The organism is Hwanghaeella sp. LZ110, assembly GCF_048892525.1.
Classification (GTDB): Bacteria; Pseudomonadota; Alphaproteobacteria; order UBA8366; family Aestuariispiraceae; genus Pacificispira.
Genome location: NZ_JBLZHT010000011.1, coordinates 25,192 through 45,925 on the forward strand (window position 1 = coordinate 25,192; position 20,734 = coordinate 45,925).

A 20,734-nucleotide genomic window follows, 5' to 3' on the forward strand; every position below is an offset into this window, starting at 1 on the left:
CAAGCGCGTGCCCGGGTAGCTCAGTCGGTAGAGCAAGCGATTGAAAATCGCTGTGTCGGCAGTTCGATTCTGTCCCCGGGCACCATTTTTTTTAAAATGGTGCCCTTTGTTTAGATGATAGGTTCGAACGAAGTTCGAACCGGCGCACCATTTTTTTAAAATGGTGCCCTTTGTTTAGATGATAGGTTCGAACGAAGTTTGAACCGGCGCACCATTTTTCACTGAATCATTGTCATACCTGGTCACGCCCGCGCAGGCGGGTATCCAGGGCCACAGGCACAAAACTAAACCCGCCGCCCTGGATCCCGGATCAAGTCCGGGATGACATAGTATTAGCCAAATGCGCCCTCACCCTGAGGGGCGCAGCGTCTCGAAGGGTGGCCTTCCTGTAACCACCCCACTTACAGCCCCTCCTTCGAGACGGCGCTAACGCGCCTCCTCAGGATGAGAATGGACCCCTAAACCGTCGTCTCTCCCGCGCAGGCGGGAGTCCAGGGCTACAGGCACCAATCGCGCTTGTTGCTCTGGACCCCGGATCAGGGTCCGGGGTGACGAAAAAGTGCACGCTTCTGCCTCTCTGGGTCCTCTGCGCCTTCTAAGCGTCCTTTGCGGTAAACCTTCAAGAGCGGCAAGGCTCACACCCTCGTCTCTCCCGCGTAGGCGGGAGTCCAGGGCGGCCAGCGCATACGAATATGATACCGCAATAAATCAAACATTTCAATAATTTATACATTAATTTATAATTTGTTCTTTTTATATATTGACAATTTTTAGTTTTTTGTAAAATAATATGCAACTTCTGTAACGCATGGTGTGACAGATGCCGTTTTGAAGAGAAGGGCAGGGGGTCTTTCTCATACTACAAATTGGAACAAAAGTGGGGTAAATATGTTTGGTTTCAAATTGAACAACGTCTTGCGGTCGTCCTCTGCCGCCAATGGCGATGATGTGCTGAATATGAAACAAGGTCTGAACAAGCTGGGCCATTATGAGGCGCCCGCCTATGGCATGACACCATACCCAGACACGCCAATGTTCGATGGGATGAAGGCGTTTCAGAAAAGGAATGGCCTGACGGTTGACGGCTATGCCCGACCGGGCGGCCCGACGGAGAAGACGCTCAATTCCCATCTTGCAAACACGGCACATGATTTGGTCCAGAGGAAGGATCTGAACCAGTATGAATATCCCGACAAGTCCAAACGCCCTGGGAAGGTTTCCACTTTATTTGCCTATGATCCAGAACTGACGGACCCTTTTTACACGCCAAAGCCTAAGGTTAAGACAGCCATCCAGAAAGTTGACTGGAATGGCCGCCCGCTGCGTCTGGGGGGCGGCGTGGGGCAGGGGCAGGTCAATCGGGGCCAGGATGTTGTCGGCTTGAAGAATGCGCTGGCCTGGACCGGCCATTACCCGGTTGAAAAGGCCCATCTAGGGAACCCGACGACCGACGAAGATCTGAATTGGGGGCTGAGAGGCTTTCAACGGGACTTCGGCCTGAAGACCGACGGTTTCTCTCGTCCGGGCGGAGAGACCGAGGTGCGACTGAACGACCTGATCTCTCCCTTGATCAAGAGGGCCTCGGCGACGACAAGCGAATTTCGACCAGATGAACCGACAACTGGCGCCAATCTGCTGATGCAGACTGGAATGAGTACCGATGCCAGAACGGAGGATGCAAAGTCTGGCTCGGTGCAAGTGTCGGACGCTTCGGGCTATCGACCATCAGGGTGGCAAAATCCAACGAAATGGGCGTTGGAGGAGGCGGGAAAACAGACTCAAGGCGCAGCGGAGGAGTTGGTTGGCGATGTCAAGCACGCGGCGAATGAAGTCGGGGATAGAGTGAGAGGTGGCGCCCTGGATGCGGCCGAAGGCGTACTGCGCCTCGGTGCCGACGCGGGCCGCGCCGCTGGCCTGGACAACGCCGCCGACAACCTTGATCACTTCCTCGACGGAACCGGAAAAGATCGCACTTACTCCCGAGACAAAGCCCGTGAACGCCCCTTCATCCGAGAGGCGGAACAGAAGAATCAGGAACGGTTCGTGGATAGCCTTACAAGAGATAAAACAGTTGCTTTGGACGACGGCACGACAATAAAGTACAACTATCGGCAGCAACTTTTAGGCCTGAAGGATGGAGATGTGCGTCAGATAGTCCCGCAAAAGCCTAAAGGTGCATTTGGGTCAGCTGACCGTTGGACAAGAAACACCTCAACGTTTGATCATGTTTTGGAAGGAAACCTCGATGAGGCGCTTGCATTTGGAACGAACAAAGTGTCTTCGGATATCAAAGACGGTTTTACTGCTTCTAGACATGGTGACGCATTAACTGTTACCGGCGTCATCAATCATAACTGGAATGATCGATATGACTTTGATGGAGAATCATCTCCCGATCCAATAATGAACGCACTAACAGATGAAGGTCGGGCGGCAGAGTACGATAGTAAAGCTGCTTGGGCTCAGAAGATGACAGTAAAGTTTCGAATTGTCGGTGGGGATTTAGTCCAAGAGAATGTCGAATGGCAGGATTTAGAACCTGAGTACGGTCCGTGAAAAACCCCTTCTTGATCCTCAAACGAAGTGCAGTCGCGATTATCGTGATCGCTCTTGTTTATGTTGCGTGGGGGCCGGTCTGGCGCGGCATGAGTTGGGCCGCTTGGAACTGGATTGAGGTCGATTTTATTGCGACATGTCGTGTCTTTGAACATGATTTTCGCGAGAAGAATAACGACTTCGAACTTCTATACGGCCTGTATTCCAAGGAATTTCTGCGAGAAGTTGCACTTTTATGGGACGAAAGATATCCAGATATAGAACTCCAAGTTCGTAAGGACGGGACATTGGCGGTGCCCCTTGGATTCTATCTGCCGTACGCGGATCCATTTTGGTCAAAATTCACAGGCAGCGGTGCGGAAGTGGGGGGACGCGGCTACATTGTATCCGCACAAGCAGCCTACAGGATTTTCCATCGTCGCCTCTTGGACGGTCAAAACATGTCCGATTTTCGGCAATATGCAGAACGCGTTCGGGATTGGGAGGTATCTGATCAACAGAGCAAACTACACTCAGACACATGCGGGTTCATGGAGGAGGTCATCACGGTGGGCGGCAAGCTTGCATCGGATGATGCCGATACCCTGCAGTGATGAGACGATTTCTGGGATTTGGCGCAGGGCCATTCTGAACGTGTAAACCTGACCTGACATGAAGATCCCTATAAGCCCAAGCGCCCTGCGAAGGCGTCCGCTCCATTTGCCTATGATCCAGAACTGACGGACCCTTTTTACACGCCAAAGCCTAAGGTTAAGACAGCCATCCAGAAAGTTGACTGGAATGGCCGCCCGCTGCGTCTGGGGGGCGGCGTGGGGCAGGGGCAGGTCAATCGGGGCCAGGATGTTGTCGGCTTGAAGAATGCGCTGGCCTGGACCGGCCATTACCCGGTTGAAAAGGCCCATCTAGGGAACCCGACGACCGACGAAGATCTGAATTGGGGGCTGAGAGGCTTTCAACGGGACTTCGGCCTGAAGACCGACGGTTTCTCTCGTCCGGGCGGAGAGACCGAGGTGCGACTGAACGACCTGATCTCTCCCCTGATCCAAAAAGTCTCAGCCAATGCTGCCGAACCTCGCTCTGCCGCGCCCACTTTTGATGCGCCTGAGGCAAAAGTGGCGGCAGCGAATTCTCCTGACCCATCAAACACCCCGAGCCCAGTGCAACTTGCACAGGCACAAACTGCACCCTCTGGAAATGCAGGGGCTCCAGGAACAAGCCCAAGCACGCTGCCACGGATACCAACTTATAAGGGACCTTCCGGCACCCCCTCAACGCGGGTGACGCAATCCGATTGGATTGGTTTTCATTCCGCAATAGATGCGCAGGGGATTACAGATCCCCTGGAGAGAGAAATCTACGGTTCTATTTATTCCGCAGAAGGTGGGGGAAAGCGAGATGGCACCACGGTCGCTGGGATCACGGCTGATACGCTTATCAAGTTTCAAGAACGTGTAAAACTAGACCCTAAACTGAAATGGGTAGGCCCTCGCCTCCAAGCGGCTGGTATAAAGCCTGGAATGACCCCTGATCAGCTTTCATCGGAACAGCAAGTCGCCTATTACAAGATTTATATAGACAGTGCTGTCGGTCCATCTAAAGCATCGGATGGAAAAATCAGTGGTGCAGAAGTCTTTAAAACTACGATTGGAGACAAGAGCACAGTCATCGCCGTTGCGGACACCGTGTTCCGAGAAGGAGGGCCAAACGGCACAAAACTAATCCAAGAGGCAATAAACAAGACTTATGCGGAGCAAGGTCGCCAGAAATCTGTGGTTGAAGATTCAATATTGGGGTCCGAGTCGCTCAAAGCGATGGGCGACTTGGCAAAGGACCCAGCGACACGGAAACAGTTCATCGACAATTTGATGGATGGTAGGAGTGCTTTCCGCGCCACGGATCCCAATATTAATGGCGAGAATGCGCGACTGGATAGTTATCGGCTTCCCTAAAAGCGAGACTTCATCCCGGGTAGAACGGATGGATAGACTTGTGCGTACCATTCATCCAGCTTGGGCCAGGGCTTACCTGATGAGCCCTGTTGCCCCACGTCGAAAAAATTCCCGACATACCACTCCTCTTTGTCCGGGCGTTTTCGGGCAAATAATACTTCGGCTTCCAAAGTGCCATCCCAGCACTGTGACAACGGACTATTGTTCCGGGGGTAAAGAGGGATGTCATCCGTTTTATTTTTTGAAAGCAATGGGCTTTGAGTCTCGCATATCACCATGAAAGCAATGATAGCAGTATCATCAGGCCGAAGATGAAATAAATTGCCCCCCCAAAGGTGGTAGGGAAGATCAGGATCAATCAGCCAGGTTCGATCAACAAGCCGCTGGTCAGTTTTATAGTAGATCATCCAGTTGTCGGGATCAAAGCCTGGTCCAGTGAACGTTGCAATGCCAACCCCAGGTTTGCCAGGATAATTCTGCAATGCATGGCAGATTGGGTGATTGAAGACCTCTTCCGCGTCGGTTTCGGAGGGCCATCCAGCGTCGAGATCGGACCAGGCACCGCAGGCCATCATGGTGTCGACTAGGCATTGTGGGGAGCGCAGTTTACCAATGCAGGCGCTGGAGAACTTCTTGCCGTCACCCGATACAAAGTTCCACCCGTCGCCCGGTGGTGTACCAACCGGATAGCGTCCATCAAACTCCGTTGGCCACCCCCCGATTTTGCCATTTTGATTTAAAGGTGTGTCTTCAGCCCAAGACACAGACAGACCAATGCATTGAACCAACCCGATCAGGAACAGAGCAAGGCAGGTAAGTCCAAGTGTCATCGTCATACTTCCTATGATTGCAGGCAGGTCATCTTTGCAAAAGTATCTTCCGGTGTGAACATAAAACTGTGCTGAGGGATCAATCGCCAAAGATGCCAGAGCGGCTTCTCCAATACCTGGTTAGAACTTTCCCCTATAGTCTTCGCGCTGGTCCATAATGTTCCTTAATATCAAAATATAACTTTCGGATACCATTTGGTTATGAAAGGAGTAGAAAATCGTTCCACAGGATGGGAAGGAACAGCCTCGGTGTTCATTATAGAGGCTCCAATAAAGCCCGCCTATTGCAAATCGGGTCTGTTCCATTTTGTTTGCTATGTCGTCGCGGCTGAGTGAATCAGGGTCGATAAAGTCCGATGCGTAGTCAATGATAGCATTTTCTAAACACAAGGCTGTATCCAGTTGACCAGCCCTGATCGCTTGTGTATTCGGCTGAGACCTCAACTCTTCAGAAATCGCCCAGCAATGTTCAATGATTTCATCTGCCGTTAGGTCCGGCAGACGTTCTTCGGCGCGCGCTGAAAGCGTAAAGCCTAAAAGGCTCAGGAAGACAATGAGGGCGATGCCATAGCGAATGGAGATCAATAGAACGGACCCTATGCTGCAAGACTGTACCTGAATAAATACCGATCCAGTGTAAACGCCTTTGAAAAGCCTGTCACTCGGCTAATGCGCGGAAAGATGGTGTTGCGCTTGAAGAATGCGCTGGCTTGGACCGGCCATTACCCGGTTGAAAAGGCCCATTTGGGCGTCCCGACGACCGACGAAGATCTGAACTGGGGCCTGAGAGGCTTTCAACGGGACTATGGCCTGAAGACCGACGGTTTCTCTCGTCCCGGCGGCGCGACAGAAGCCCGCATCAACCAGATCATTAAGCCGATGATCCAGTTGGCGGCTGAGGATGAGAGAGTTTCACAAAACCAGGCCCAACACGGCGCTGCTTCGCTGAAGTTTTTCCGCCAAGAACGTAAAGAGGAAAACATTTATGGAGGCAGTGGCGGTTCAGGGAACGACCCAGAAATCATTGACGAACGAGAAGAACAACCTGACCACGGCTCGGAGTTCAAAGGAGAAGACAAGAGGGCGGCGTCGGTGTCGAGCGACAAGATGCCATCACTGACGGATAATCGTGAACGTCGTGATGCTATTGTGAATAACACGCCGGCAACTTTTCCCATTGCTGAGAATCCAGATGCGGATGGCGACAAACCGTGGTTCGAATGGCCTGCGATGAGCGAGGTCGGTGAGTACCAAGACCTTATTGAAAAGGAAGCAGAAGAGGCAGGTGTCGATCCAGATCTCGTTAAGGCGATTGTGTACATGGAGACGACCCATGGTTACTATGATCGCATAAAGGACGCGGTTTCTGAGCCGGGATCACTTCGACCAATGAACGTAAACGTCGAATATTGGGAAGGAATGGGTGTAAGTCGCGAGCAGTTAAAAAATCCCGAATTGAACATCAGGACTGGCATCAAGATCGTAAAGGGGATATCGGAACGCTTGAAGCACGGTGACATTCGAAAAATTGCTACTCTGTACAACAATCTGGCGGTAGAAAAAGTGACTGACTATGGGGCGAGAGTGGAAAGGCTTTACAGGGAAAGACCGTGGGAAAATGAGTAATCTCAAAAGATCGTCTTTTCTGGTCGGGTGCGGAGCCATAATGGGAATTCTTGTTGGAGCGGTGATGTGTTACGTCGCGCTCCAACACGACCCACAAAAAGCGTACTCGGATGACTGGCTTGCCTTAATTGAGTTGTTTTCTCTTTGGGCATTCTCGACGTTCGCCATTGTCCTGCTCTCGGGCGCGGTACTCTATCTTATCGTCGCTCTGGCGCGAAGATACTTGAGATAGTTCTCCGTATCTAAATTCACTCCTTATAGATCGACTGCGGATTTTTGGACGTGTGGTTCCTTTTACTCTCAACCGCCCCTTCCTCCCTCTAGCGACCTAGACAATTACTGTTCCTAGCATCGCAGGATGACCGATCTAATGATGGGCCTCTTTCGCGGCTATGTTCATGCGCATCTTCTCGCCGTTTAGCCTTGAAGGCTTCGCGTTGTGGGTCTCGGGTTCAGAATGACCTCATCGCTCCCCTGATCAAGAGGGCTTCGGCCAATACAGCCAGCATCCAGATCAGACCATGCAGCGCAGGCCATCATGGTGTCGACCAAACACTGTGGGGAGCGCAAATTGCCGATGCAGGCACTGGAGAACTTTTGGCCGTCCCCCGATACAAAACTCCACCCATCGCCCGGCGGTGTGCCAACGGGATATCGCCCGTCAAACTCCGTTGGCCACCCCCCGATTTTGCCGTTTTGATTTGGCTCAAAATTCGTATCCTCAGCCCATAGATTTGACAGCCAAGCGCATTGAAGCAAGGCGATTATGAAAAGAAAGATGGGAATTCTATAGCGAAAGGAGTTCAATGGAACGGGTCCTATACTGCAAGACTGTGTCTGATGGATCGAGTGTAAGACGCTTTTCAAAAACTGTCACCTGCACAATGCACGGAAAAATAGTGTTGTGGGTAGGGCCTCAGCATTTCTCCCGCCCGGCCATTACCCGGTTGAAAAGGCCTATCTAGGGAACCCGACGACGGATGAAGATCTGACTTGGGGTCTGAGAGGCTTTCAGCGAGACTATGGCCTGAAGACCGATGGCCTTTCTCGTCCCGGTGGAGAGACTGAATCGCGTCTCAACGATCTCATCTCTCCCCTGATCAAGAGGGCCTCGGCTACGATAAGCGAGCCCCGCTCTGCCGCGCCATCACAGGGCGTGCCCCAGGCGAACATGGCAAGGGCTGCCTCCTCTGATAAGTCCAACGCCCCGCCCCCGGTGCAACTGGCACAAGCGCAGGGCACGCCCTCTGGAAATGCAGGGGCAGCAACCCCCTCAGCGTCCGCGCAACAAATAGGTCCTGCTGCCAAGCCAAATCTGCCAAAATCACTGGCAGGAATGGATCTCTCCTTCCTGCATGCTCAAGAAGGTTTTGAGACGCAAGGATATGTACCTGAAAAGAAGGGTGTTCCGATTGAGAACAGTGGAGTGACAATCGGTGCAGGCGTCGATTTGGGTCAAATGAATGAGTATGACCTTAACAAACTCACGCAGAACCATGGATTGGACCCCGCGCTGGCGCAGAAGCTGAAACCCTATCTGGGATTACAGCGGGGACAGGCGCAAACCTATCTCGCGAATAATCCTATTTCCTTGACCCAGACAGAAGCAGAGCAACTGACAGATGCGAAGTATAGCCAAATCGCGGGAGACCTCATCCAACGGTACGATGCAGAGATGGCAAAACAAGGAAGCACTTCCACTTTCGCAAGCCTGCCGGACAAAATGAAAACTGTCGCTCTGAGTGTGGCGCTTCAGCATGGACATCTATATGCAACGACACCTAATTTTTGGGGACATCTCTTATCTGGGAATGCTAAGGCTATAGAGGGTGAGCTTCGAAATTTTCAGGATAATTATCCGTCGAGGAGGAACAGGGAGGCTGACTATCTGAGGAAGACTACACCATAAAGAATTCTTTAAGGTAGGTTTTAGAAGCCATCAGTCTCAGTCGTTTTTTTGATATAAATTACAATCTGAAGCGATGCGGATAAATTCCCCCATTGGTTCCAATTCATCAGCCTCGGGTGACCCTGGATACACAGTCTTGCCAGCAATAGCATGCCATTCATCATGCGATTCTGTGATCGCTAAATCATATTGTGTCGATGTAAGATAAGTCGCACCGTGGGCGTTATCTGTAAGAGTAATGCTGTTTCCAGACGAAAACGTAATAAACCATTGAGAATGACCCTCAATAGCGAGCTCTAGATAGTTATCTGATTTTTTTACAATATTGAAGAATTGATGGGGGAAGCTCTCACAGTAATAGCGAAGACGTGGTCCCAAGGAGCTATAAATTGTCCGCATGTTGAAGGACTGATAGAACTCCATGGGTGTGATGGTATGTTCCGTTTCGGGTATATTCTCCACTGTTGTGCAAGCGGCAAGAAGGCAAGAAAAGAGGATCATATTGTTTTTAAAGATCAATTTGTGGGTCCCTTTAGTGCAAGAGTACGCCTGACGGATTGCCAAGAAATCGTAGGGTGTTTTGCAAAACTTGTCACTCTGGAAGCGCACGGGAAGATAGTATTATGCCTTGCAGGGCAGCGCTGGCCTGGGCGGGGCATTTCCCAATCGATAAGGCGCATCGGCAGGATGCGACGCCCGATGAGGATCTCCACGGGTTTTCCCGAAGGTGCGGCCAGATAGGCTTTCAGCGAGGCTATGGCCTGATATTGCTTTAGCTCTTCTTCACGAATTCGGATTTCAGGCCCATGGCGCCGATGCCGGGGATTTTGCAGTCGATGTCGTGATCGCCCTCAACCAGGCGGATGTTCTTAACCTTGGTGCCGACCTTAACGACAGAGGACGAGCCTTTGACCTTCAGGTCCTTGATGACCGTGATGGTATCGCCATCCTGTAATTCATTGCCATTGGCATCGCGCCAGACTTTTGATGCGCCGGCGCTGGCATTGGCGGACCATTCATGGCCACATTCTGGGCAGTTGAATAGGCCTTGAGCCTCATAGGTGTAAGTGGACGCACAGGCGGGGCAGGGGGGTAGGTCGCTCATAAGATCAAATATCCAATATAGCAGATGGGATTGATGGTCTCTATAGCGGCATTCGCCTGCGGTTGACCACCCGGTCGGGCAATAGGTCGCAAGGGTCGTTCTGTTGAGATTGACCAACGGCATAATTGGAGTAGGAATAGCCTATTCTTCCATACCGGGTTTTTCAGGAGCATTCCATGGTGATTGAGCGCGGATTTCAGTTTTTGTTGAGCCCTGGTCCGACGCCGGTGCCTGACCGCATTCTGAATGCGATGCATCGTCAGTCCGTGGACTTTTCCGGTCCTGAATTCATTGCCCTGTGTGACGCGGTTTTTGAGGATGTAAAGGCGATCTTCCAAACCAAAGGGATCGTGCATCTGTATGGGGCCAATGGTCATGGGGCCTGGGAAGCGGCATTAAGCAATATTCTTTCACCCGGCGACACTGTGCTGATCCCGGAAGTGGGTGTGTTCTCAGAGGCTTGGCGAGCGATGGCGCAGGCCTTGGGGCTGGTCTGTGAAACGGTCCCAAACAGCTGGCGCAAAGCCATTGATGCGAATGCGATTGAAGCGGTTCTGCGCGCGGATAAAGCTCATAAGATCAAGGCCGTGCTGTTCGTGCATGTCGATACCGCCACCAGCCTGAAAAGCGATGTGCTGGCGGCGCGCAAGGCGATTGATGCGGCAGGGCATCCGGCCTTGTTCTGTGTCGATACGATTGCCTCTCTTGGCACGACGGCCTTTCCAATGGATGCCTGGGGTGTGGATGTCACGGTCGCAGCGTCTCAGAAAGGGTTGATGATGCCTGCAGGCTTGGCGCTGGTTGCGGCCAATGACAAGGCAATGGCTGCGGGTAAGTCAGCAAAGATGCCCCGCCGCTATTGGGATTGGCAGGAACGGGTCGCGGGTGAGCATTATCAGCGATTCTGTGGCACGGCGCCGGAACATCACATTTTCGGATTGCGCGAAGCCCTGAACATGATTGCGGAAGAAACCCTGGACGCTGTGATCGCGCGCCATGCAAGGCTGGCGCGATGCGTTAGGGCGGCGGTTTCTGTCTGGTGCGAGGCAGGGGGCATGCGCTTCAATGCAGAAAATCCGGCTGATCGCGCGGATTCAGTCACGGCCATTCTGACGCCAGAGGGGATTGATGCGGAAGAAATCAGGGCTGCCGGCCGGGAAATGAACCTGCATATCGGGTCCGCCATTGGGCCCTATCGGGGCAAGGGCTTCCGCATTGGTCATATGGGTAATATTAATGAGCCGATGATCCTGGGCGCGCTGGCGGGGATTGAAACCGTGCTGCGCCGCCATGATGTGCCTTTGGGTCAGGGTGCCATGGATGCCGCAATCGCGTCCCTGAACAGCCCTGTTGCTGATACCCTGTCTCAGGCTGCGGAATAGCCCCTACAACACGATTTCAATCGGTCGAATGCAGGGCTTTCTCTTTTTTCTTTGCCTTTTCGGCGGGATTGTAGGGGCGGGTGATGGTTTTTGTCAGGCCGCCGCGCAGTGGGATTTTGACAAAGTTACCCATTAATTCCAAACGTCCCGTGATCTCCCGGCGCATCCGATAGGTTTCGCCCTCTGTGAAAGTATCCCCGATCAAATAGACTGGTACGATATCGGTGCGGTTCTGGCGGGGTAGCAACAGGTCCATCACGCCATCGCCATTCCAATCGACCGTTAGCGCAATGTTGAGCACCGTTGATCCAATTTTGTGGGTGGAATAGCCAGATTTCCGGCCCCGCTCGACAATCTTTGGTGAGGTGCCATCCCAATGATACAGGATCAGGATGCCCCCGATATGTGGGGTTTGTATGACTGCGATATCCGGGTTGCCATCCCCATCATAATCCGCAACCCCCGCCGGGTTCAGCCATCGATTGGAAGTGCCGATGGGGGCTGCTTCTGCCAGGGGTACCAGCGTGTCGTCCTGGATGCCATACAGGGCAATCGTGGACCCGCTGGTCAGGTAGGATTTGATTGTCAGGATTTCCAGTTGCCCATCGCCATTGGCATCAACAAGGCGCGGCGTCAGATCCTCAAATACGCTGTCATCGGGCAGGTCATAGCGATAGGTCTTGCCGTCCCGCTCTGCAATCAGGCTTCCGGCCTCAATCGCATCATCCAGAATACCATGGGCATAGCGTTCTGTCGGTTCGGCATACCACGCCCGCAGGCCGGTTGCTTCCGCGACACCGCCGCCGGGCAGGCGCTCTTGGGCCACTGCTGTCATGGGCAACAGTATCACCATGAGGATGAAAGGTAAGACTGGCTTCATACGCCAAGCTTAAGCAGCGTTTTGCTGTCCGTCACTTGCTTCTTTTGCAGGTTCGGTCTTCATCGCCTCAATCTTCCGAATGAAGCTGCCGATCCGGGGGCAGATATCTTCACGCCAGCGTCGGCCGTTGAAGATGCCGTAATGCCCGACATTCTTCTGCAACATATGATCGCGCAGAGACTCCGGGATATTGGCACAGATATCATGAGCGGCTTCGGTCTGATCCGGGGCGGATATGTCATCCAATTCCCCTTCAACCGTCAGCAGTCCAACTGTCGTGATTGCCTCTGGCTTCACCAGGCGATCATTCCACATCATCGTTCCCGTGGGCAGGGAATGGCGTTTGAAGACATGCTCTACCGTTTCCAGGAAGAAATCCGCATGCACATCGGCAACAGACATGTATTCATCATAGAAAGCCTGTGTCCGCTCGGCAGACTCATCGTCACCTTTGCGCAACTGATTGAACATTTTCACATGTGCGCCCGCATGGCGGGCCGGGTTCATGGACCAGAAGGAATGAAGCTGTAAAAAGCCAGGATAAACCTTGCGATTGGCACCGGGATAGCGGGCCGGCACGCGGTGGATCATGTTGCGTTCGAACCATGCCATTGTGCGGTTTTCCGCAACGCGGGTGACAGCCGTTGCCGCCGCCCGTGTGTCGATGGGACCGCCCATCAGAATCATGCTGGCGGGCAGGGTGGGGGATTTTTCTTCTGCCAACAATGCGACAGTCGCCAGGACCAGCGGGGCTGGCTGACAGACCGCCATGATATGGACAGGCGCGTCGCTTTCCTGATGCAGATGGGACAGGAAATCGCGCAGATACTGAATATAGGTGTCGACGCCAAAGCGCCCTTCCTCAACCGGAATATCAGCGGCATCGCGCCAATCTGTGATCCAGACATCGTTTTCAACGATCAGGGCGCGCACGGTATCGCGCAGCAAAGTGGCGTGGTGACCGGACATCGGGGCCACCAGCAGAATCCGGGGCTGACCCTTGAACTTCGCAGGTTTGCTGAAATGAACCAGATCGCCAAAGGGCGCTTCCAGGTCTGGTTCGATGGTGACAGGCACATCCTGGCCGTCAATTTCAACAGTGTCGATCCGCCATTCCGGCTTGCCACGAATAGCAATCAGACTTTCCAGCACGGTGGAGCCTGCGGCCAACATGCGGCCAACGGGAGTCCAGCTCATCGGGTGAAACGGGCTGTCGAAGGTGATGCGCGTTGCTTCCGCCATCCACCGAAGCGGCATTAGCGCGCGAGACCGCGCATCGTGGAATGAATAGAGCATCAGGTGTCCTTAGTAACGATTAGAACGGTCCCTATGATATAGGTTTATGCTGCAGGTGCGAAAGGAAAAAATATTATCCTGAAATAACAGCGCTTTACCTCAGAAAGTGAGGGATTTTATCTGTTTGATCTGTGGCAGTTCCTGAAGTTTCCCCAGAAGATCCGGCGTTAGGGCCTCATCAATTGAAATCAGCGCGATGGCATCGCCGCCGGCATCCGCCCGGCCCAGATGGAATGTGGCAATATTCACCCCGGCATCGCCCAGAATGGAGCCAATGCCCCCAATCAGGCCCGGCTTATCATGATTGGTGATATACAGCATATTGGGGGACAGTTCTGCTTCTATTGCAATGCCCTTGATATTGACCAGCCGCGGCAGTTTCCCACCAAACAGCGTGCCCGATACGGATCGTGTAAACCGTTCTGTTGTCAGGGTCAGCCGGATCAGGGTCTGGTAATCGCCGGGGCGGTCATGAATGACTTCAGACACGTCTATGCCGCGTTCCCGGGCAAATACCGGGGCATTGACCATGTTAACCGCTTCGGAAAAGGGCTTCATCACCTCCGCCAGGGCCGCCTGAACCAGGGGCTTTACATTCAGCTTGGCAACATGGCCTTCAAATTCCATCGTAATCGCTTTAATCGCTGATTCGGTGACTTGTCCGGCAAAGGCTCCCAATTGGCAGGCCAAAGCCATATAGGGCTGAAGGCGCGGGGCGTCTTCGGCAGAAATTGAAGGCATATTCAGCGCATTGGTGATCGCGCCGGTCAGCAGGTAATCTGACATCTGCTCCGCGACCTGCAGGGCGACATTTTCCTGGGCCTCTTCTGTCGCAGCACCCAGATGCGGGGTGGCAACGACATTTTCCAGGGCAAACAGCGGATTATCCCGCGCGGGTTCCTCAACAAAGACATCCAGGGCGGCCCCGGCAACCTTGCCGCTTTCCAGGCCGTCTTTAAGTGCTTTTTCGTCAACAATACCGCCCCGCGCGCAGTTGATGATGCGAACGCCTGTTTTGCATTTTTCCAGGGCGGCGGCGTCAATCAGATTTCGGGTTCCATCGGTCAGTGGGGTATGCACCGTGATGAAATCGGCACGACCCAGCAATGTGTCCAGATCAACTTTTTCGACCCCCAGATCGCGGGCGCGCTGGGGCGACAGGAAGGGATCAAAAGCCACGACCTTCATTTTGAGGCCCTGGGCGCGGTCTGCAACGATGGCACCAATGTTCCCGGCCCCGATCAGACCAAGGGTTTTGCCAAACAGCTCCACCCCCATGAATTTGGACTTTTCCCACTTCCCGGCCCGGGTGGATGCATCGGCGGCGGGGATTTGGCGGGCCAGAGCCATCATCATGGAAATGGCATGTTCTGCTGTGGTAATGGAATTACCAAAGGGCGTGTTCATCACCACCGTGCCAAAGCGGGTGGCGGCGGCCAGATCGACATTATCGACGCCAATGCCCGCGCGCCCGACGACCTTTAACCGGCCATTCCCTGCCGCCAGCACAGCGTCTGTCACCTTTGTGGCGGACCGGATCGCCAGGCCGTCATAATTCCCGATGCGGGCCAGCAAGTCTTCAGCGGACAGGCCTGGCTCAAAATCAACCTCGATCCCCCGCTGACGAAAGATATCGACGGCGCGGTCGCTTAACTTATCGGAAATCAGGATTTTCGGCATGGGGTCAGCCTTCCTTTGTGATCATGGCATAGGCCCAGTCCAGCCAGGGCATCAGCGCGGTGGTGTCGCTGGCTTCCACAGTGGCACCGCCCCAGATCCGCAGCCCGGCCGGGGCATCGCGATAGCCATTGATATCCTTTGCGACATTCTCCTTGTCCAACAGGCTTGCCATCCGCTTGGGGGCCGTGGCGCGGGCTTCCCCCTCCAGCGGGCACAGGTCTGACAGTTTCAGGCAGATCGACGTGTTCGAATAGGTGGCGGGGTCGACTGGCAGGAATTCGATCCAATCTGTCATTTCAACCCAGTCCTGAATGACCGCCAGATTGGCCTGGGAGCGGTCGATCATGCCTTGTGCACCACCAACGCTCTCTGCCCAGCGCAGGGCGTCCAGCGCGTCCTCAACACACAGCATAGACGGCGTATTGATGGTTTCCCCAACGAAAATCCCGTCGATCAGTTCACCGCCCTTGGTCATGCGGAAGATCTTTGGCATTGGCCAGGCGGGTGTGTGGGTCTCCAGCCGCTCAACGGCGCGCGGCGACAAAACGATCATGCCATGGGCTCCTTCGCCGCCCAGAACCTTTTGCCACGACCAGGTTGTGACATCCAGCTTGTCCCAGGGCAGGGACATGGCAAAGGCCGCAGAGGTCGCATCACAGATCGTCAGTCCACTACGGTCCTCAGCGATCCAATCCGCATTAGGGACACGGACCCCACTGGTCGTGCCGTTCCAGGTGAAAACGATATCCCGATCCTTTGCCGTTTTGGTCAGGTCCGGCAGAAGGCCATAATCTGCTTCAATGGCCTGGACATCGCTCAATTTCAATTGCTTGATCACGTCACTGACCCAGGTTTTGCCAAAGCTTTCCCAGGCCAGCATATCAACGCCGCGCGGCCCTAACAGGGACCACAGTGCCATTTCCACCGCGCCCGTGTCTGACGCAGGCACAATCCCTATTCTGTAGTCTGCCGGAATGTCCAGAATGGCGCGTGTGCGGTCAATGACCTCTTTCAGCTTTGCCTTTCCTGGACCGGATCGATGGGATCGCCCGACCAGGGCATCTTTCAGCGCGTCAGGGCTCCATCCCGGACGCTTGGCGCAGGGGCCAGAAGAGAAATTGGGATTAGCGGGGCGGGTGTCTGGTTTCTGGGTCACAGGCGGGGTCTCCAAGGACGGGCAAGGCGGGATCGTTGCTGATGACGGTCACGGGCAAAACCCTCATGCCAATCAGCTGCGCGAAAGCTAGGCACGCCGTGGCGCGTCGTCAATGCCCAATGTGTCGCAAAATAAGGAAAATATGTCGCATATATTCTCAGCGCTGTATCGCCGCGATCAAGGCCTTATACAGGCGCAGTTGGGCTGGCTTTTGTGGCATATATTCTGGATGCCATTGAACGCCGACCATGAATCGATCCCCGGTATGTTCAATCGCCTGTGTCACCCCCCGCGGGTCCTGGGCGACGATACGCATCCCATCGCCAGGGGCGTTGATCGATTGGTGATGCAGACTGTTCACCCGCAGGGATGACCGCTGAAGGATGGATTGCAGTTTTGTATTTTCCTGGACAGTAATGCTGAGTTTCGGGAAGACGGTTCGAATGCGTGGCAGGTCCGGATAATGGGTATAAATATCCTGAATCAGGTTTCCACCACGCCATAGGGCCAGCATTTGCGCGCCCCGACAGACGCCCAGAATGGGCAATGGCTGGTCTGTGGCCGCTTCCAGCAGCGCGCGCTCTAATGCGTCCCGTTCCGGGTCGTATCTGATTTTCAGATCCAGGGTGCCGCCATACAGGGTCAGGTCGATATCGTCTCCTCCCCCGATCACCAAACCATCCAGACTTAAAATACAGTCTTTCGGGTTTGGGACACGCGATGCCGTCAGCCGCTTGGCCCGGCCCCCGGCTCGCCAGATCGCCAAGCGCTGAAATTGCCAGGAACGCCATCCGCGCAAGTGACTGGTCGTGACCCCGATGATAGGGCGCGTCATGGGCAATAGGCCTTCGCCAGGTCAGTAGAAAAGACTTCGACGTCATCTGTCAGGGGAAGCGGGGACAGGCCCTGAAAAGATTCACATGCCTTATCCAACCCATCGGAATCGGCAGCAAGGCGTTCAACTGTCACCCAGCGTGACCACTCTGCAAGGGGCCCCGCCTCCTGGCCACTGAACAGCGCATTTGGCAATCGCCAATGATAGGCGGGTCGTGCCTTGATGCGTGGGTCATCCACGGCGCCAGAAACCCGCGCCGCACGCAGATGACTAAACAGGGGTAACATGTCCAATTCGCGGTTTCGCGTTGGATTGAAAGACAGATAATCACCAATCATTGCATTCAGATCCGGCGTGTAATCTGGGGCGCATACCCGCTTGATATAACTTGACGGGAAGGGGTCTATATAGGGGAAAATCCTTCTAGTTCCATCAACTTGTATCGCACTTCTCAACCAGGGGCTTAACAACAGATAGGCCTTTAGTGTCGGCAATATATGCCCAACGGTCGTGCCGCTGGTTTCCACATTCATGTGCAGTCCAAAGGCATACAGCAAACCTTCATCGGTTCCAGCCGCCCCAGCCTTGTGCAAGGCGCGATAAAGATCTTCTATTTGGTTCAGCTCCGTCCAGGGAATGGGGGGGCAAACCACCTCGCACGGTATCAGGTCCCCGCCCAGATCGCCGATCAACCGGCTGGCTTCGGTATCCAGGTCCCGCAGCCAGTTGGCCATTTCGGAAAGCCAGGGCTTGCGCTTTTCGACATCACTCAGCTTCTCATTTGGATGTGCGTATTGTGCATCCAATTCGACCAGGAAAACACCATGGCGGCCTTCCTGAATTTCATAGCGATGGGGATCTACTTCGACCACTTTTCCGCCAAATCGCTGTGTGACAAGCGTGGCAGCATCGCGTGGTTTTAAGGCGGCGAATTCGATTTCAATTCCCACACGCCGATCCTGTACGCCGTCAGAGGTGCGACAGGGGGGGGCGAGGGCGGATTTCATGGTTTGGTTCACTATCATCTCTGCACCATCTTACAGAATGTGCTGGTGATTTAAAGATCGAACCAGAAGGGCGCAAACAGGCTGAAGGCCAGCCAGCACAGGATCAACAAGGGTGCGCCAGCCTTCAGAAAGTCCTTAAACTTATATCCGCCAGGGGCCATGACCAGAAGGTTTGTCTGATATCCAACCGGGCTGGCGAAGGAACAGTTGGCGGCAAAAACCACTGCAACTGCAAAGGCTTCCGCTGGAACGTTAATGGTGTGCGACACTGCAACGGCAATCGGGGTGAACAGAACCGCCGTGGCCTTCGTCGATAGCACATTGGCCAGAATTGCCGTCAGCAGAAAGAAGCCGGACAGGACAATAGCGGGGCTTGTTCCGCCCAGCACATAGACCAACCCCTGAGCCAGGAAACTCGCCCCGCCACTTGCCTGCATCGCAGCGCCCAGCGCCAGGGCCGCGGCGATCAACAGAATGATCTTATGGTCAATCGCGCGGATCGCTTCTTCCGCTGTCATCGCACCACAAATCACCATCGCCGCCGCCCCGGTCAGGGTGGCAACCTCTGTCGGCAGAAGGCCGGTTGCTGCGGCGGCAATCGTGGCCAGGAAGATCGCCCCGGCGCGTTTCGCGTGATGCGGCTGGGGCAGGTCTTCGGCAGACCATTCCATCAAAACCACTTCCTGGCTGCCGCGCAGGGCCTCAATATCCGACCGGCGCCCCTGGATCAGGAGAATATCGCCTGGCTCCAAAGGGATTTCAGTGGGTCTGGTGCGTGCCATGCGGCTGCGCCGTTCCACCCCCAGCACGACACAGTCATGGCGATATCGAAACCCGATCGTATCCAGTGTCCGCCCCACCATGCGGGATGCCGGGGTGACCATGACTTCCGCCACCGACTGCGCGCCTGATTTCCAGGGGGCATCGGCATCAATCATGCGGGCAAGACCGCTGCGCATCATGATGTCGGGGGTGATCGCACCGGGATTTTCCTTATGAAACTGCAACAGCCGGTCGCGTGTCGCCGCAACGATCAGCACGTCATCGGGCTGTAGCGGGATTTCATCATAAGGGGGAAGGCGAACCTCGCCTTCGCTCTCAACCGACAGAACCGTGATATTGTTCAATTCTGGAAAGAATCCGGCAGAAGGCGTCATGCCGTCCAGTTTGCCATGATGTCGCACAGTGATCTGTGCTTTGAACTGTTTTGCCTCGCGTTGCGATGCCTCAATCTTGCTGGCGCGCTCCGGCAACAGCTTGGGCAGGATGAAAACAACATAAACCATGCCGACTGCAGCTACGACCAGTCCCGGTACCGTGAAGCTGAAAAAGCTAAATCCGGGCTCCCCCAACTCGATCATCGCGCTGGACACCAACAGGTTGGTGGACGATCCGACCAGCGTGGTCATGCCCCCCAGAATAGCCGCGAAGCTGAGCGGCATCATATATCGGCCAGACGGTCGGTCTGAGCGTACGGCAAGGGCCTGCATGATCGGTATGAACAGGACGACAACGGGAATATTGTTCAGCACCGCCGAGACACTGCACACCATCAACAGCGTCAAACCAATGGCGGCAATCGGGCGTCCCTGAGATACGGCATTGACCAGTTTCGCAGCACTGTCCAGCGCGCCTGTCCGGTTCAATCCTTCGCCCAGAATCAGCAGCGCCAGCACCGTCAGCATGGCCGGATTGGCAAATCCGGTCAGCAGGGATTTTGCGCTTAGCAGGTTCTTCCCGTCCGGGCCTGGAACCGGCAACAGGTGGAACACCACCATCAGCGCACAGATCACCGCCAGCGACGTCACCTCCAGCGCCAGCTTTTCCGTGGCATAGAAGTATAGGGCACCCCCAATAAGAATGAAGACCAGGATCATTTCCAGCGTCTTCACATCGGTAAAATCCATAAACCAATTCCCCTTTGGGTCGTTCCTGGCGTGAATGCCATCGGCACGGCGCTGCACTTTAAAGCCTATCGTTATGTCCCAGCATGGACAATCGGTACGATGCGGCCTGAAGTCCGTGAATGAAATCTATCGCATCCCGGAGCAAGGGTCGCATATTAGTCACTGGGTGTCGCATCTGGGAAATTTATATTGACCCAGCTTTGACTCCGTCTATCCTTTTATAAGCATCATCATGCCTTTCAGCTGTGCTGTATCGGGCAAGTGTGGTTAAGAATGGAAGGGGCCCCCAATGGCGAAGTTCAGAACGCATTTTGAATTGGATATCCAGGATATCGATTTCATCGAAGTGTCCCTGACCCGGCGTGTGGGGGATTTGACCCGCCGTGTCATGAATGCCCGTCAATCCGACTCGGAAGAGGGCACGAGTTCCGCAGACCTGATGCAGGAAATTCAGCAGATTCGCGGCCTGTTGGGGAAAATTCACGAACAGAAAATCTGGTTTGACCCGAAAGTCTATCAGCCACGCGGCTAGGCTGTTCTCAGCCCGTCCCGAATCCTATTCCGGGGGCGGAATGCTGGTCCATTTTGCAAAGTGAGAGGCTTGGGTCCCCGGCAC

At 54.3% G+C, this 20,734-nt stretch carries 18 protein-coding genes and 1 tRNA gene; 8 read left to right on the forward strand and 11 right to left on the reverse strand.

Going from position 1 to position 20,734, the window contains the following annotated elements:
• Positions 1-9 precede the first annotated feature (9 nt).
• The 4 genes from ACOSDM_RS18150 to ACOSDM_RS18165 all read left to right on the forward strand — a co-directional run bounded on the left by ACOSDM_RS18150 (position 10) and on the right by ACOSDM_RS18165 (position 4,505).
• A tRNA-Phe gene (locus ACOSDM_RS18150) sits at positions 10-85 on the forward strand.
• 803 nt (positions 86-888) lie between these two features.
• Positions 889-2,556, forward strand: coding sequence for a peptidoglycan-binding domain-containing protein (locus ACOSDM_RS18155; protein ID WP_420725982.1), 1,668 nt, complete (start codon positions 889-891; stop codon positions 2,554-2,556).
• Positions 2,553-3,149: a hypothetical protein gene (locus ACOSDM_RS18160; protein ID WP_420725983.1), complete on the forward strand. Its 597-nt coding sequence runs from the start codon at positions 2,553-2,555 to the stop codon at positions 3,147-3,149. Before ACOSDM_RS18155 ends, ACOSDM_RS18160 begins: the two co-directional genes overlap by 4 nt.
• A 258-nt stretch (positions 3,150-3,407) precedes the next feature.
• Positions 3,408-4,505, forward strand: coding sequence for a hypothetical protein (locus ACOSDM_RS18165; RefSeq protein WP_420725984.1), 1,098 nt, complete (start codon positions 3,408-3,410; stop codon positions 4,503-4,505).
• On the opposite strand, the gene ACOSDM_RS18170 is transcribed toward ACOSDM_RS18165, so the two are convergent.
• Together ACOSDM_RS18170 and ACOSDM_RS18175 are read right to left on the reverse strand one after the other, a co-directional pair.
• Complete coding sequence (locus tag ACOSDM_RS18170) at positions 4,502-5,335, reverse strand: hypothetical protein (protein ID WP_420725985.1); 834 nt, start codon at positions 5,333-5,335, stop codon at positions 4,502-4,504. The genes ACOSDM_RS18165 and ACOSDM_RS18170 overlap by 4 nt on opposite strands.
• A gap of 120 nt (positions 5,336-5,455) precedes the next feature.
• A complete protein-coding gene (locus ACOSDM_RS18175; protein WP_420725986.1) occupies positions 5,456-5,920 on the reverse strand; it encodes a hypothetical protein in 465 nt (154 codons plus the stop codon).
• Positions 5,921-6,028: 108 nt separating this feature from the next.
• Here ACOSDM_RS18175 and ACOSDM_RS18180 point away from each other — a divergent pair, with 108 nt between their 5' ends.
• Both ACOSDM_RS18180 and ACOSDM_RS18185 read left to right on the forward strand, forming a co-directional pair.
• Complete coding sequence (locus ACOSDM_RS18180) at positions 6,029-6,961, forward strand: hypothetical protein (RefSeq protein ID WP_420725987.1); 933 nt, start codon at positions 6,029-6,031, stop codon at positions 6,959-6,961.
• Positions 6,962-8,132: 1,171 nt separating this feature from the next.
• A complete protein-coding gene (locus tag ACOSDM_RS18185) occupies positions 8,133-8,870 on the forward strand; it encodes a pesticin C-terminus-like muramidase (RefSeq protein WP_420725988.1) in 738 nt (245 codons plus the stop codon).
• A gap of 36 nt (positions 8,871-8,906) precedes the next feature.
• Here ACOSDM_RS18185 and ACOSDM_RS18190 read toward each other — a convergent pair whose 3' ends face one another.
• The gene (locus ACOSDM_RS18190; protein WP_420725989.1) at positions 8,907-9,389 is read right to left on the reverse strand and encodes a hypothetical protein; all 483 of its coding nucleotides are present in this window, start codon (positions 9,387-9,389) and stop codon (positions 8,907-8,909) included.
• Positions 9,390-9,642: 253 nt separating this feature from the next.
• The gene (locus ACOSDM_RS18195) at positions 9,643-9,975 is read right to left on the reverse strand and encodes a zinc ribbon domain-containing protein YjdM (protein WP_420725990.1); all 333 of its coding nucleotides are present in this window, start codon (positions 9,973-9,975) and stop codon (positions 9,643-9,645) included.
• 176 nt (positions 9,976-10,151) lie between these two features.
• Between ACOSDM_RS18195 and ACOSDM_RS18200 the strand changes: the two genes are divergently transcribed.
• Positions 10,152-11,357: a pyridoxal-phosphate-dependent aminotransferase family protein gene (locus ACOSDM_RS18200; RefSeq protein WP_420725991.1), complete on the forward strand. Its 1,206-nt coding sequence runs from the start codon at positions 10,152-10,154 to the stop codon at positions 11,355-11,357.
• Between the two features lie 16 nt (positions 11,358-11,373).
• On the opposite strand, the gene ACOSDM_RS18205 is transcribed toward ACOSDM_RS18200, so the two are convergent.
• The 7 genes from ACOSDM_RS18205 to ACOSDM_RS18235 form a co-directional block, all read right to left on the reverse strand.
• Entirely contained in the window at positions 11,374-12,192 is an 819-nt protein-coding gene (locus tag ACOSDM_RS18205) for an FG-GAP repeat domain-containing protein (protein ID WP_420725992.1), read from the reverse strand.
• 54 nt (positions 12,193-12,246) lie between these two features.
• Positions 12,247-13,533: a polyhydroxyalkanoate depolymerase gene (gene phaZ / locus ACOSDM_RS18210; protein ID WP_420725993.1), complete on the reverse strand. Its 1,287-nt coding sequence runs from the start codon at positions 13,531-13,533 to the stop codon at positions 12,247-12,249.
• A 99-nt stretch (positions 13,534-13,632) separates the two neighbouring features.
• Complete coding sequence (gene serA, locus ACOSDM_RS18215) at positions 13,633-15,213, reverse strand: phosphoglycerate dehydrogenase (RefSeq protein WP_420725994.1); 1,581 nt, start codon at positions 15,211-15,213, stop codon at positions 13,633-13,635.
• Positions 15,214-15,217: 4 nt separating this feature from the next.
• On the reverse strand, positions 15,218-16,369 hold the full coding sequence (locus ACOSDM_RS18220) for a phosphoserine transaminase (RefSeq protein WP_420725995.1): 1,152 nt from the start codon (positions 16,367-16,369) through the stop codon (positions 15,218-15,220).
• 157 nt (positions 16,370-16,526) lie between these two features.
• Positions 16,527-17,204 (reverse strand): gamma-glutamyl-gamma-aminobutyrate hydrolase family protein, encoded by a 678-nt coding sequence (locus tag ACOSDM_RS18225; RefSeq protein ID WP_420725996.1) that lies wholly within the window; start codon positions 17,202-17,204, stop codon positions 16,527-16,529.
• Positions 17,201-18,211 carry an amidoligase family protein gene (locus ACOSDM_RS18230; RefSeq protein WP_420725997.1) on the reverse strand — a complete coding sequence of 337 codons (1,011 nt, stop codon included), beginning with the start codon at positions 18,209-18,211 and terminating at the stop codon, positions 17,201-17,203. Before ACOSDM_RS18230 ends, ACOSDM_RS18225 begins: the two co-directional genes overlap by 4 nt.
• Positions 18,212-18,261: 50 nt before the next feature.
• Entirely contained in the window at positions 18,262-20,118 is a 1,857-nt protein-coding gene (locus ACOSDM_RS18235) for an SLC13 family permease (protein ID WP_420725998.1), read from the reverse strand.
• A gap of 289 nt (positions 20,119-20,407) precedes the next feature.
• On the opposite strand from ACOSDM_RS18235, the gene ACOSDM_RS18240 reads away from it, so the two are divergent.
• Positions 20,408-20,650 carry a hypothetical protein gene (locus tag ACOSDM_RS18240; RefSeq protein ID WP_420725999.1) on the forward strand — a complete coding sequence of 81 codons (243 nt, stop codon included), beginning with the start codon at positions 20,408-20,410 and terminating at the stop codon, positions 20,648-20,650.
• The last annotated feature ends 84 nt before the right edge of the window (positions 20,651-20,734 follow it).

What these genes read in the sequence shown, in the direction of transcription:
- ACOSDM_RS18155 (WP_420725982.1), top strand. Translation starts at nt 889, where the DNA reads ATGTTTGGTTTCAAATTGAACAACGTCTTGCGGTCGTCCTCTGCCGCC.
- ACOSDM_RS18170 (WP_420725985.1), bottom strand. Translation starts at nt 5,335, where the DNA reads ATGACACTTGGACTTACCTGCCTTGCTCTGTTCCTGATCGGGTTGGTT.
- ACOSDM_RS18225 (WP_420725996.1), bottom strand. Translation starts at nt 17,204, where the DNA reads ATGACGCGCCCTATCATCGGGGTCACGACCAGTCACTTGCGCGGATGG.
- ACOSDM_RS18235 (WP_420725998.1), bottom strand. Translation starts at nt 20,118, where the DNA reads ATGGATTTTACCGATGTGAAGACGCTGGAAATGATCCTGGTCTTCATT.
- ACOSDM_RS18240 (WP_420725999.1), top strand. Translation starts at nt 20,408, where the DNA reads ATGGCGAAGTTCAGAACGCATTTTGAATTGGATATCCAGGATATCGAT.
- serA (WP_420725994.1), bottom strand. Translation starts at nt 15,213, where the DNA reads ATGCCGAAAATCCTGATTTCCGATAAGTTAAGCGACCGCGCCGTCGAT.
- phaZ (WP_420725993.1), bottom strand. Translation starts at nt 13,533, where the DNA reads ATGCTCTATTCATTCCACGATGCGCGGTCTCGCGCGCTAATGCCGCTT.
- ACOSDM_RS18200 (WP_420725991.1), top strand. Translation starts at nt 10,152, where the DNA reads ATGGTGATTGAGCGCGGATTTCAGTTTTTGTTGAGCCCTGGTCCGACG.
- ACOSDM_RS18195 (WP_420725990.1), bottom strand. Translation starts at nt 9,975, where the DNA reads ATGAGCGACCTACCCCCCTGCCCCGCCTGTGCGTCCACTTACACCTAT.
- ACOSDM_RS18185 (WP_420725988.1), top strand. Translation starts at nt 8,133, where the DNA reads ATGGCAAGGGCTGCCTCCTCTGATAAGTCCAACGCCCCGCCCCCGGTG.
- ACOSDM_RS18230 (WP_420725997.1), bottom strand. Translation starts at nt 18,211, where the DNA reads ATGAAATCCGCCCTCGCCCCCCCCTGTCGCACCTCTGACGGCGTACAG.
- ACOSDM_RS18205 (WP_420725992.1), bottom strand. Translation starts at nt 12,192, where the DNA reads ATGACAGCAGTGGCCCAAGAGCGCCTGCCCGGCGGCGGTGTCGCGGAA.